The 12,850-nt window shown below is 62.7% G+C and carries 10 protein-coding genes; 4 read left to right on the top strand and 6 right to left on the bottom strand.

All coding sequences use genetic code 11. From position 1 onward, the window contains the following. Positions 1–111: 111 nt before the first annotated feature. Positions 112–1,332, top strand: coding sequence for an ATP-binding protein (locus GFD25_RS10215; RefSeq protein ID WP_163232516.1), 1,221 nt, complete (start codon positions 112–114; stop codon positions 1,330–1,332). Positions 1,333–1,425: 93 nt separating this feature from the next. Here the strand turns inward: GFD25_RS10215 and GFD25_RS10220 are convergent, their stop codons facing one another. The 4 genes from GFD25_RS10220 to GFD25_RS10235 form a co-directional block, all read right to left on the bottom strand. Next, complete coding sequence (locus tag GFD25_RS10220) at positions 1,426–2,748, bottom strand: ABC transporter substrate-binding protein (RefSeq protein WP_163232517.1); 1,323 nt, start codon at positions 2,746–2,748, stop codon at positions 1,426–1,428. 225 nt (positions 2,749–2,973) lie between these two features. Beyond that, positions 2,974–4,371 carry a GH32 C-terminal domain-containing protein gene (locus GFD25_RS10225; protein ID WP_163232519.1) on the bottom strand — a complete coding sequence of 466 codons (1,398 nt, stop codon included), beginning with the start codon at positions 4,369–4,371 and terminating at the stop codon, positions 2,974–2,976. 243 nt (positions 4,372–4,614) lie between these two features. Then, positions 4,615–5,685 carry a LacI family DNA-binding transcriptional regulator gene (locus GFD25_RS10230; RefSeq protein WP_163232521.1) on the bottom strand — a complete coding sequence of 357 codons (1,071 nt, stop codon included), beginning with the start codon at positions 5,683–5,685 and terminating at the stop codon, positions 4,615–4,617. Positions 5,686–5,688: 3 nt separating this feature from the next. Further along, positions 5,689–6,360, bottom strand: coding sequence for a YesL family protein (locus tag GFD25_RS10235; protein ID WP_163232523.1), 672 nt, complete (start codon positions 6,358–6,360; stop codon positions 5,689–5,691). Between the two features lie 417 nt (positions 6,361–6,777). On the opposite strand from GFD25_RS10235, the gene GFD25_RS12425 reads away from it, so the two are divergent. The 3 genes from GFD25_RS12425 to GFD25_RS10245 all read left to right on the top strand — a co-directional run bounded on the left by GFD25_RS12425 (position 6,778) and on the right by GFD25_RS10245 (position 10,160). Continuing rightward, a complete protein-coding gene (locus GFD25_RS12425) occupies positions 6,778–7,413 on the top strand; it encodes an extracellular solute-binding protein (RefSeq protein WP_275575591.1) in 636 nt (211 codons plus the stop codon). After that, positions 7,410–8,141: an extracellular solute-binding protein gene (locus GFD25_RS12430; RefSeq protein ID WP_275575592.1), complete on the top strand. Its 732-nt coding sequence runs from the start codon at positions 7,410–7,412 to the stop codon at positions 8,139–8,141. The genes GFD25_RS12425 and GFD25_RS12430 overlap by 4 nt, the downstream gene beginning before the upstream one ends. Positions 8,142–8,405: 264 nt before the next feature. After that, entirely contained in the window at positions 8,406–10,160 is a 1,755-nt protein-coding gene (locus tag GFD25_RS10245) for a glycoside hydrolase family 13 protein (RefSeq protein WP_163232525.1), read from the top strand. A gap of 614 nt (positions 10,161–10,774) precedes the next feature. On the opposite strand, the gene GFD25_RS10250 is transcribed toward GFD25_RS10245, so the two are convergent. Both GFD25_RS10250 and GFD25_RS10255 read right to left on the bottom strand, forming a co-directional pair. After that, positions 10,775–11,611, bottom strand: a complete 837-nt coding sequence (locus GFD25_RS10250; protein ID WP_163232527.1) for a carbohydrate ABC transporter permease — start codon at positions 11,609–11,611, stop codon at positions 10,775–10,777. After that, on the bottom strand, positions 11,608–12,462 hold the full coding sequence (locus tag GFD25_RS10255; protein ID WP_163232529.1) for a carbohydrate ABC transporter permease: 855 nt from the start codon (positions 12,460–12,462) through the stop codon (positions 11,608–11,610). Before GFD25_RS10255 ends, GFD25_RS10250 begins: the two co-directional genes overlap by 4 nt. Positions 12,463–12,850: the final 388 nt, after the last annotated feature.

Below are 12,850 nucleotides of genomic sequence, written 5' to 3' on the forward strand. Positions count from 1 at the left end.
TACTAGTATGACCGGAAAAGTCCCTCCCAAACCCAGACTTTTCCGGTCATACTAGTAAAAGTACCCATCCATGCTATACTTTTACTAGTATACTAGTAAAAGTTCGGAGGCATGATGTCCCTCAAAGCCCGCCCCCTTTATCTCGACCGTCTGCTTGCAACGCGAAACAACGGGCTCATCAAGGTCATTACCGGCATGCGACGCTGCGGCAAATCATCATTGCTCGCACTGCTGAAGCAGCACCTCGCCGAGCAGGACAGCATCCCCGCCGAACGCATCGTCGCCATCAACTTCGAGTCCTTCGCATACAACGACTTCGACGAAACCAAACTGTACCGCCGCATCGACGACGCCATACATGGCGAGGAAACGCATTATCTGCTGCTTGACGAGATCCAGCTCGTCAGACATTGGGAGAAGGCGGTCAATGCGCTGCGCGTCGACCGCAACGTCGACATCTACCTGACCGGATCCAACGCGCACCTGCTGTCCAGTCAACTGGCGACCCTGCTGTCCGGAAGATATATCGAAATCAACATGTTCCCTCTGTCGTTCTCCGAATTTCTCGGATATACGGGAGAGACGGACCGGACGAAAGCCTTCGAGCGGTATACGCGCTATGGCGGCCTGCCGCCGGTCGTCGATCAGGGTACGCATCAGGAACTGGCCCACACCGTGCTGTCCGGCATCTACGACACGGTGCTGGTGCGCGATATCGCGCAATACCTGCAGATTCGCAACCCTCTGGTGTTCAACGACGTGGCCCGATATCTCGCCGATACGTCGGGATCCCCGGTATCCGTAGCGAAGATCGAGCACCGGCTGAAAAGCGGGCACCGCCCCACGGCGAACGAAACCATCGAACGCTATATCTCGGGCCTGCTGGACGCGTTCATGTTCTACCGCGCGCAACGCATCAACGTGAAAGGCGGGGACTACCTGCAGGGGCTGGCCAAATACTATCCCGCCGACCTCGGCATCAAAAACATGCTGCTCGGATACCCGGCCGGGGATTTCGGGTTCCTGTTGGAGAACGTCGTGCACAACGAGCTGAAGACCCGCGGATACACCGTGCAGGTAGGCAAAATGGACAATCTGGAGATCGATTTCGTTGCGACCCGCGTACGCGACGATCTCGCCCGCGAGCGCCTGTTCGTGCAGGTCAGCGCCAGCCTGATGGACCCGGCGACCAGAAACCGAGAGTTGGAACCGCTACGGCGGCTGCCGGACGCGGAAGAGGGACGACGCATGGTGCTGACGTTGGACATGCTCGGATTGGGAACGGCCGGCGGCATCGACATCGTCAACGCACTTGACTGGCTGACCGAATAGCCGACTCAACGAAGTGGGTGGTTCCGCCGGATTGTCGGCGGAACCACCCACTTATGGTGGCGCTAGATTGCGCTATGACCGGAACTCAGCAACTCAGTGCGTGGTCTTGTACTCGGAAGCCCAGCCGTCCACGAAGGCGGAGGCGACGTTGTCCCAGTCGCCGGTGCCCTGCGCGTACTCGAGCATCGCGTTGCCGAGGCTCATCACCCACTGGGTGCTCGGCAACGGGTAGATCACGATGTCGTAGTCGCCCTTGGCGGCGTACGCGTCGTTCGCGCGGTGGATCGGGTTCGTGGTCTTGTAGCCGTTCTCGGCGTAGGACTTGAACGGGGTCTCGAAGCCCATCTCGTCGGTGACGAGCTTGCGCGCCTCGTCATCCTGCAGGATGTAGTCGAGGAACTGGCGGGTCGCCTTCTGATCCTTCTCGGAGGCGTTCTTGTTCATTGCGAAGTACAGGAAGCTGACGGTCAGGCCGGCCTTCTCCTCGCCTTCGGTGCCGATGTAGATCGGCAGCACGCCCATGTCCTCGTCGGGCACGTCCTGGTCCTTGATCTGCGAGTAGCCCCAGGTGCCGTTCTGCAGGAACGCGGCCTCGCCGAGCGCGAACTCGGAGTTCGCGTCGTCCATCGTCGCGCTGGACAGCTGGCTGGCCGGCGTGGTGGAGTCGGTGATGTACAGGTCGAAGATCTTCTTGAAGTTCGGGATGTACTTGTCGGAGATCGTGGCGGGCAGCTGGGTCACGCCCTGGTCACGGTACTCGTAGTACACCGGCACGTGCGCGAGCTGGTCGCCGAATCGCTTGATCGAGCTGGTGTCGAAGCCGGCGGACGTGAACGCGCCCTTGATGCCGAGGTCGTCCTTGTGCGCCTGGATCTCGTCGGCCACGGTCTTGAGCGTGTCGAAGTTGTCGATCGTCTCGACGTCCTTGACGCTCGACCAGTCGGCGTCGAAGTACTTTTGCAGGATGGCCTTGTTGTAGATGATGCCGTAGCGCTCCATCACGTACGGCACGGCGCCGATCTCGTCGCCGTTCTTCATCGCGTATTCCTGCTTGGTCAGGTCCTTGTACATGTTCGTGTCGGACATGTCGGCGTAGTAGTCGGTCCAGTTGAGGAAGTCGTTGTTGTCGACGTCGAACACGGTGGGCGCCTCGGACTTGGCGAGCTCGCTCTTGAGCGTCTGCTCGTACGTGTCGGACGACGCGGTGGCGACGTCGACCTTGATGCCGGTCTTGGCGGTGAAGTTGTCGGCCAGTTCGCGGATCTGGTCGGCCTGCTCGACCTTCATGCTCAGGAAGTAGACGTGGCCCTTGTCGGAGTCGGCGTTGGAGCCGCCCGTGGAACCGCAGGCCGCGAACAGGCCAAGGGACAGGCCGGCTGCCGCCACCGCGGCCGTTGCTTTGATAATCTTCTTCATGGTTTCCCTCCTGTGGAATGCCATAACTTCGTTGTTGTAGCGTTTGCGTTGCAGGGGCGGGGACGGGCGGACGATGCCCGATGCCGTCCGTTCCCGCGTATCGTGGAGGCCTGCCGCCGGTTGCACCCGGCGGCTTTTTCGTTGGTCCGGCCGATCGTTCCGGCCGTCGGCCGACCGTATTCGCCGGTCGGCCGGTTCAGCGTTGCGTAAGGACGTTCCTGCCGGTCACGCCTCCTTGAGTCCGCGGGCGATGGTCGCGTTCCTGACGTCGAGCGTGCCGTCGGTGACGAACATGCTCAGCGTGTCGCCGGGGCGCTGGTACATGCGCGTGTTGAGCGCGACGCCGTCGACGTACAGCGTGGCGATCGTGTCGTCGACGATGAGCTGGATGTGGTACTCGCGGCCGGCGGTCAGTTCGATCGGACGTTCCAGTCCGATGTTCATGCAGTTGAACCACGGGAAGTTCGGGCTGCCTTCGAACACGTACCGGTTTTCGGCGACGGGGAAGATGAACTGGTAGCCGCGTTCGGTCTCCTCGTCGCGGTAGACGCGCAGACCGAAGGATCGCGTGCCTTCGCTGAACGTCACGTCGGCCTCGAACGAGTAGATGTCGCCGCAGCCGTTGGCGAGCGTCACGTTGCGGCGCGCGTCGCGGCCGTCGATGACGGCGTCTTCGGCGACGGATTCGCGCTCGTTGAACGCGTTCCACACGGTGTCGGGGATGCGCACGCCGAGCGTGCCGTCCTCGCGCTGGTAGACCTCGTGCGGCACGAAGGTGCCGGCCCATTCGAAGTTCTTCGCGTCGTCGCAGTCCTCCTTGGTGGCGACCCAGCCGAAGAGGATGCGCTGGCCGTTGAGTTCGAACGTGCGTCCCGCGTAGTAGGCGCTGCCGTCGAACGCGTCGTCGGCCGGCGCGATCCACGGGCCGTCGAGGCTCTTGGCCATGCGGTAGACCATCTTGTGCTTGTCGCTGTACTCGGTGACGATGTGGTACCACCAGTCGCCCATCTTGAACAGGTCGGGCATCTCGTGCATCGTGTACAGTCCCGGCGCCCAGAAGTCGCCTTCGAACGTCCAGTTCTTGAGGTCCTTGGACGTGAACTTGACGGTGCGGCCGGTCTGCTGGGTTTTCGGGCCGATCTTGCGTGCGCCGAGGATTAGCAGGTACTGGTCGTGCTCGTCGTCGCGGATGACCCACGGGTCGCGCCAGTCGTCCGGATCGTAGCCTTCCTGCGGGGTGAAGGTGATGGCGTCCTGCGTTTTGGTCCAGTGGTACAGGTCGTCGCTGACGGCGTGCATGAGCACCTGCGCGGGCTTGCCCTGCTCGGGGTAGTCGCGGTTGTAGCCGGTGTAGAAGATGTGGTACTGGCCTTCGCCTTCGAACACGGAGCCGGCGAAGATGAACTGGTCCTGCTCGTCGTCGCCGCCGCGCGGCACGGCCACGCCGCAGTCCTTGTAGTGGACGAAGTCCTTGGTGGTGGCCAGGTCCCAGCCGAACGGCTCGCCGAACGGCTCGGGGTTGCGGTTGTCGCGCTGGTGGTACAGGAAGAATTCGTCGCCCTTGCCGAACGGCATGCAGTCGCCGAACCAGGTGCCGGGGAATTGGTAGTACAGCTTGTGCACGATTCGCCTCTCTTGTGTGACTTGATCTGTCTGCGATTCGATGACGGCGGTTTCCGCGGTGCGGAAGCGCTCTGTCGGATCGGTTCAGGCACGCAGCTTCGCATGCCCTTCAACAGGCTCTTTCCTATTGTCTTTCTTTCGTTTAAACGCTTAAGCATTTAAGCGATTAAGCTACATGATAGACAACCCCCGAATCACTGTCAAGCGAACCGGGCGAACCCTTGGAAACGACGCGTGTCGCAGCTACTCCCGCACGCGGATCGAGTCGCGCACGACCGCGGGGCAGGCGACCAGCAGCGGATCATAATGACGCGGCTCGTCCACGCCGGCCTCATCGTCCGGACCGTCCGGACCGTCCGCGGCATCGCCGTCGTCGGCCGGCTCGTTCAGCGCCAGCAGCGAGCGCACGCCGAGCACGCCGAGATCGTACTGCGGCAGGCCCACCGTCGTCAGCGCCGGATGCAGATGCGCGGAAATGACCTCCTGGTTGTCGAATCCGACCACCGACAGGTCGTCCGGCACGCGCAGCCCGCGCTCGCGCAGCGCATCGTACAGGCCCATCGCGGTACGGTCGTTGTGGCAGAACACCGCGGTCGCACCGGTCGCCAGCACCGCGTCGGCCGCGCCATAGCCGCCTTCCTGGTCGGCGGTCGCGTCGACCACCATCGTCGGGTCGTATTCGATGCCGCCCGCGGCCAGCGCGCGCCGATATCCCTCGAGTCGCCCGACCGACGCGGGCGAGATCGTCGGCTCGTTCACGAACGCGATGCGACGGTGCCCGGCCCTAACCAACAGTTCGGTCGCCGCACGCCCGCCCTGCACCTCGTTGGGCACCACGGCGGGGAACCGACCGAGCTCGTCGAAGCAGTTGACAAGGACGGACGTGGTGCGGTCGAGTTCGGCGGGCGGCGTGATCGCGCGGTGCACCCAGCTCGAGTAGATCAGTCCCCCCACCTGATGTTCGAGCATGAACGCGAACGCCTTGCGTTCGATGGTCTTGTTGCCGTCGGTGTCGACGACGAGCAGGATCTTGCCGTTGCGCCACGCCTCGTCCTGCGCGCCCTGGATGACCTGGCCTGCGAACGGCGACGTGGCCACGCCGTCGCTGACGAAGCCGATCAGGTCGGACCTGCCGCGCGCGAGGCTGCGCGCGAATGCGTTGGAATGGTAGCCGAGACGGTCCGCGACCTTGCGGACCTTGCGGCGCGTGTTTTCGGGGATGCGCACGTTCTTGTTGTCGTTGATCGCCCACGATGCGGTGGCGATGGAGACGCCGGCGGCCTTGGCGACGTCCTGCAGCGTGACTTTGCCCATGCGTCACTGCTTTCCGGACGCGGCGTCCGGGCCGTCGCCGGCCACTCCGCCGTCGGTCGCACCGTCGCCTTCGTCGTCCTTGATGTACTTGGTGAAGACCTTCTCCAGGATCGGCACGTGCAGCATGAGCATGGTGCCGTAGCCGAGCACGACCAGCAGGAACAGACCCTGCGGCATGTAGAACCACGAGGCGACGAGCAGGCCGAGGAAGACCGCGTCGAGCGCGACGAGCGCAGCGGTGGCACCGATGTGCGAAATGCCGAAGATGAACGAGTTGGCCAGCACCGCGCCGAAGGAGTTCTCGAACCGGGCCTGCAGCGCCCACACCCATTCGAAGCCGATGATCCACAGGATCGTCAGGCCGAACTTGGGGATGAGCAGCGGCGTGATCTGCAGCACGACCCACGCGTAGGCGAGCGCGGCGCCGGTGCCGCCGAAGACGACCCACAGCGCGGTGGCCTTGGGGAAGTTCGCGAGGAACGCCTTGAAATAGTTGGCGGTGACGTGGCCTTCGCCGATGACCGCACGACGTGCGGTGTCGTGGCCGGCGGCGAGCGCGGCGCCGATCGTGACGAGCGGGATGGAGGTGACGATCATCAGGATGTTGAGCCAGACGGCGTCGGCGACGTTGCTCAACCCGCGCATGAACGCGGAATCCGGGGACATGAAGCCCATGGTCAACTCCTTTTGCGGACGGGATGATGGATACACGCCATTGTAATGACCCCGGCGCCGGCCGTCCCGGGAAGAGCCGACACGGCGACCGTTTTCCCGTTTGGGAACCGCCGGAGCAACCAACCGAGGGGCGGTCTGGCGAATCACAAGCCGCGATCAATACGACTGCAATCGAAAATCCGAAATCATGGCAACGTATTCACCGAGCCACGCAACCATTGATATCGTTCACATATGCGCAATAGCGCCACGACCTACGCAACACGCCGATGTCGCCAACAAACCCGTTTGATGATATCGTTGTCATCAACGCTTAACGGTAATGAGCGACACGGCAAACGCCGGGCCGCCCCCTTTGGAGAAGAACAGCATGCCGAACGTCGTCGTCCGGCGCATCAGGAAAGGAACATCCCACCGATGAGCACCCCCAAGAAGCTTTTCGCAGCCGGCCTCGCCGCGGCCATGATCTTCGGCCTCGCCGCATGCGGCTCCGACACCGCGTCCAACGATGCGAAGGGCCACGTCTACTTCCTCAACGGCAAGCCCGAGGTCGTCGACCAGTTGCAGCAGCTCGCCCAGGACTACACCGATGAGACCGGCGTCCAGGTCGACATCCAGACCGCCTCCTCCGGCAGCTACGAGTCCACGCTGACCTCCGAGCTGGCCAAGTCCGAAGCCCCGACCATGTTCACCATCGCCGGCTACGACGAGTTCGCCAAGTACCAGAAGTACCTCGAGCCGCTGCAGGACACCGACGTGTACAAGCTGCTCAACGACGAGGGCAAGGCCAACTCCCACAAGGTCGGCGACAACGCCTACACCATGCCGTACGCCGCCGAATGGTACGGCATCATCTACAACAAGAAGATCGTCAACGAGTACGCCAAGAAGGACTACGCGGTCATCAAGTCCGACACCGACATCAAGGATTACGACACCTTGAAGAAGGTCATCGAGGACATGACAAGCACAAGGACGATCTGGGCATCCAGGCCGCCATCGCCACCCCGGGCCTCGACTCCTCCTCCGCGTACCGCTTCGTGGCTCACATGAGCCGCCTGCCGCTGTTCTACGAGTTCCGTGACGACAACACCACGTTCACCACCGACCTCAAGGGCACCTACCTGAAGAACTACAAGGACCTGTTCGATCTCGAGGTGGCCAACAGCCCGACCGAAAGCTCCATGCTCAGCTCGAAGACCTACGACGACATCACCTCCGAGTTCGCGCTCGGCGACGTCGCCTTCTACCCGAACGGCGTGTGGGCCTACACCCAGATCAAGGACAACGGCGTCGAGGACGACGACCTCGGCATGCTCCCCTACTGGATGGGCATCAAGGGCGAAGAGAACTACGGTCCGGCCGGCGTGTACGACGCCTCCTGGGCGGTGAACAAGAACGCCTCCGACGACGACAAGAAGGCCACGCTCGACTTCATCAAGTGGATGGTCTCCTCCGACGAAGGCAAGAACGCCCTCGCCAAGGAAATGGGCTTCTCCGTCCCGTTCACCACCTTCGGCGACGACGACCAGCCCGACAACCCGCTCACCAAGCTCGCCCGCGCCTACGCCGACGAAGGCAAGCCGTCCGTCACCAGCTTCCCGCTGCCGAGCCAGCAGTGGCAGGACGACCTGACCAGCGCACTGCTCAACTACGTGCAGGGCGGCGGCAAGTGGTCCGACTTCGAGAACGCCTTCACCAGCGGCTGGAAGAAGGACTGGGACAACAACAAGAGCGTCCTCGGCATGCTCCCGGAGTCCAAGGCGTTCGACGCCAAGTGATCCCGCACCGGCATCAACCAGCCGGGCGCCAAACCCCATAACTCAACAACAGACTTGGCTGGCGGAACGGAACCCCGCCGTCCGTCAGCCGCTCGCCGCCCGATCGCGTCTTTGATCGCCGCTCACTTTTTGTCTTCCCCCTTGGTGACCGGCGGCCGTCTCCCGCGATCGGACGGCATTTTATATAATATGTACGAACGTACACATCGCGCGCACGTCGTCACGACGATGCCGGCACGCGGCACTACGACAAGGAAGGGAACCATGACTGCAAACAACATGCGCGACGACTGGTGGAAGCAGGCCGTCGTCTATCAGGTCTACCCGCGCTCCTTCAAGGACGCGAACGGCGACGGACTCGGCGACATCGCCGGCGTCACCAGCAAGATCGACTATCTCAAGCAGCTCGGCGTCGACGCGATCTGGCTCAGCCCGTTCTACCCGTCCGACCTCGCCGACGGCGGCTACGACGTCATCGACTACCGCAACGTCGACCCGCGTCTGGGCACCATGGACGACTTCGACGAGATGGTCAAGGTCGCGCACGAGGCCGGCATCAAGGTCATCGTCGATATCGTGCCGAACCACACCGCCGACAAGCACGTTCTGTTCCAGGAAGCGCTGGCGGCCGGCCCCGGCTCCCCCGAGCGCGACCGCTACATCTTCCGCGACGGCCGCGGCGAGCACGGCGAGCTCCCGCCGAACGACTGGATCTCGCTGTTCGGCGGCCCGGCCTGGCAGCAGGTCCCGGACGGCCAGTGGTACCTGCACATCTTCGCCAAGGAACAGCCGGACGTCAACTGGAAGAACCCCGACATCCACGAGGAATTCAAGAAGACGCTGCGTTTCTGGTCCGACCACGGCACCGACGGCTTCCGTATCGACGTCGCCCACGGTCTGGCCAAGGATCTCGAATCCGTGCCGCTCGACCAGATGGACCCGCTCGCCGTGCAGCACGGCCTGTGCCACGACTTCACCAGCCCGCTGTGGGACCGCAAGGAAGTGCACGACATCTACCGCGAGTGGCGTGAGGTCTTCAACGAGTACAATCCGCCGCGCTTCGCCGTCGGCGAGGCGTGGGTCGTGCCCGAACACCAGCATCTGTACGCCAGCACCGACGAGCTCGGCCAGGTCTTCAACTTCGAGTTCGCCGAGGCGAACTGGGACGTGGACGCGATGCGTTCCGCGATCCTCGCCGGCCTGAAGTCGGCCGAGGAGACCCACGGCTCGACGACCACCTGGGTCATGAGCAACCACGACGTGCCGCGTCACGTCTCGCGCTACGGCCTGCCGCAGGTGCCGGCGTCCTCGCACCACCAGCTCGCCAAGGACTGGCTGCTGCGCGACGGCACCAGCTACTTCGAGGACCGCGAGCTCGGCACCAAGCGCGCCCGCGCGGCGATCATGATGGAGCTCGGCCTGCCCGGATCCACGTACATCTACCAGGGCGAGGAGCTCGGCCTGCCCGAGGTCGCCGACATCCCGTGGGACCGTCTCGAGGATCCGACGCCGTTCTTCACCCGCGAGCGCTTCATCGAGAAGGGCCGCGACGGCTGCCGCGTGCCGCTGCCGTGGGATTCGTCCGACGTGCCGGCTCCGGCCGAGTGGAACGCCGGCTTCGGCACGGGCGCCTCGTTCGGTTTCTCCCCCGCAACGAAGGCCGACGGCACGGCCAGCGCCGACCCGCATCTGCCGCAGCCGCTGTGGTACAAGCAGTACGCGGCCGATGTGGAGGACGCCGACGACGCGTCGATGCTGAACCTGTACCGCACCACGCTGAGCCTGCGTGCCACGCTGCTCACCGCGACCGGCGACACCGCCGATTGCGCCGCGGTCGACGCCGGACACGACGTGATCGCGTACACGCGTCCGAGCGCGGACGGCCGTCGTTTCGCCAGCTACACCAACTTCGGCTCCGCTCCGGTCGAGCTGCCGGCGGGCGAGATCGTGCTCGCCTCCGGTGACGTGGCCGACGGCCAGCTGCCGCAGGACACCACCGTGTGGATCCTGCTCGACTAATCGTTCCTGTCCCTTCCTCCTCCAGGCGGGTTCCGGTTCTTCCGGAACCCGCCTTTTTTGTGCCCGCTCGGCGTAGGCTTCACTGTTGTTCGGTAACGCCGGGCACGACCGCCTGGCCTCGCCGCCTGACCTGCCGTCCGTATCGTCACGACTGTTGTTTGACACCGCTGCGAGGCAGGACGCCGGCCATCCAAACCGCTCGCTCGTATTGCGGAATCTACCTCCACCTCTTCTCCCCGGTCGCCCCGATAACGCGATGGCAATAGGTATCGCGTTCCCATCCCACGACCGCATTACACCTGATCCAACGCATGCAATGGCATATCCGAGGTGATTCCATCGTGTGACCTCGTGTCCACCGGATAATCCCCGATCGCACGCGCGGGATGGCATATTCGAGGTATTGTCGCTGGGAAAAATAGCCGAGTCACGCGATGGCAATACAAGACGGAATGCCATCGCGTGACTGAAGTCTCATCCGAGTCGCATTCATCGCATTCGCCGCATCCATCACATACGTCGCATACGCTACGGAACACCGCATACGCAAAAGGGGCTTCCGGAAGAATCCGGAAGCCCCTTGAGGGAAGTATTCAGTTATCGAGCGCCAGCCGTCAGCCCTTGACGGCACCGGCCATAACACCCTTGATGATGTACTTCTGGCAGATGAGGTAGAAGACGATGATCGGGATGATGGCCAGCACGAGGCAGCCCATCATGGCGCCCATATCCACCGAGCCGTAGCCGCCCTTGAGGTACTGGATGGCGATCGACATGGTCTTGAAGCGACGCATGTCCAAGGTCAGGTACGGCAGGAGGAAGTCGTTCCAGATCCACATGGCCTGCAGGATGGCGACCGAGATGACGGACGGGCGCATGATCGGCAGCACGATCTGGAAGAAGATGCGCGGCACCGAAGCGCCATCGATCATCGCGGATTCCTCAAGCTCCTGCGGGATGCCCTTGACCACGCCGGTGAAGATGAACACGGCCAGACCTGCACCGAAGCCCAGGTAGACGATCCACAAGCCCCACGGGGTGTTCAGGCCGAGCATATCGGCGATCTTGGAGAGGGTGAACATGACCATCTGGAACGGAACGATCATGTTGAACAGGAACAGCAGGTAGAGGGACTTCGCGGTGCGGTTGTTGACGCGGACGATCCACCATGCGCACATCGAGGTGCACAGCAGGATCAGGCCGACGGCGCCGACCGTGACCACGACGGTCCAGCCGAAGGATTCGATCAGGTTCGTGCGCTTGATGCCACGGGTGTAGTTCTCGAGTCCGACGAACGCCTTGCCGGTCGGGATGGAGAACGCGTTGCGGCTGATGTACGCCTTCTGCTTGAAGGAGTTGATCACCACGAGGGCGATCGGGAACACCCAAGCCAGAGAGATGATGGTGAACAGCGTCGTCCACAGTGCGGGGTACTTGACCTTCTCGCTCATGCGGACACCTCCTTGCTAGTGGTGAGACGGTTCTGAATCACGGCGATCAGCGCCACGATGATGAAGAACACGACGGCCTTCGCCTGGCCGACGCCTTCGAAGCCTGCGCGGCCGTAGAACGTGCGGTAGATGTTCAGCGCGAGAAGTTCGGAGCTGTTGGACGGGGCGCCGTTGGTAAGCGCGAGGTTCTGATCGAACATCTTAAAGCCGTTGGTGACGGTCAGGAAGGAGCAGACCGTGATGGACGGCATCATCAGCGGGATGGTGACCTGGAACAGCGCCTGGCGGCTGGTCGCGCCATCGACGGCGGCGGCCTCAAGCACGTCGCCCGGCAGCGCCTGCAGGCCGGAGATGTAGATGATCATCATGTAGCCGATTTGCTGCCAGCAGTACAGCAGCACCATGCCCCAGAAGCCGTACACGCCCGAGTAGGTGATCGAGCGGCCCCAGTGGGCGAGCACGCCGTTGAGCAGCAGCAACCAGATGTAGCCCAGGATGATGCCGCCGATGAGGTTCGGCATGAAGAACACCGAGCGGAACACGTTGGTGCCCGCGAACTTCTTGGTGAGCATGTACGCGATCGCGAACGCGGCCACGTTCACCACGATGGTCGTCACGATGGTGAACAGCACCGTGTAGACCAGCGCGTGCCAGAACTCCTTGTCCGACACCGCGTCAATGTAGTTCTGGATGCCAGTGAACTTGGCGTCCGTCACCGTGCTGAACTTGCAGAAGCTCAGGTACAGGCCCATGATGAAGGGCACTACGAAACCAATCAAGAATGCCGCGAACGTAGGCAGGGCAAACAGAGCCCACCACCTGCGAATCGCCTTTCCAGCCATCGAAATCATGCCATGCCTACTTTCTCCTCCTTGAGCTCACCCGCACTACCGCGTGCGAGTGGTCCGAATTTGGGAATTTCCGATCTCATCGGCACCGCCAGGCACCAACTCGAACCGGTTTAAGATTACCATATCACCCGTTTGACCCTGAGTCAAACGTTGTCATTACGAGCGTGTCAAAATCCTTTCCTCCGACTCACCCCTCCCCGCAAGAACGGCGAAAAGCGTTCGAAATCCAACGTTTCCCACGAATCATAGCACGCATGCAAACGTTGTCTCGCGTTATGCCCAAAACACGGTTATTGTTGTCATGGGTACATCATGAACGGCGTCACGCCGCCCTTTGCGGCCATCAGCCACATCAGCGGCGCGAACAAGGCCCGCCGACGACCCGAAG

Source organism: Bifidobacterium aerophilum (assembly GCF_010667685.1).
GTDB classification, from domain to species: Bacteria; Actinomycetota; Actinomycetes; order Actinomycetales; family Bifidobacteriaceae; genus Bifidobacterium; species Bifidobacterium aerophilum.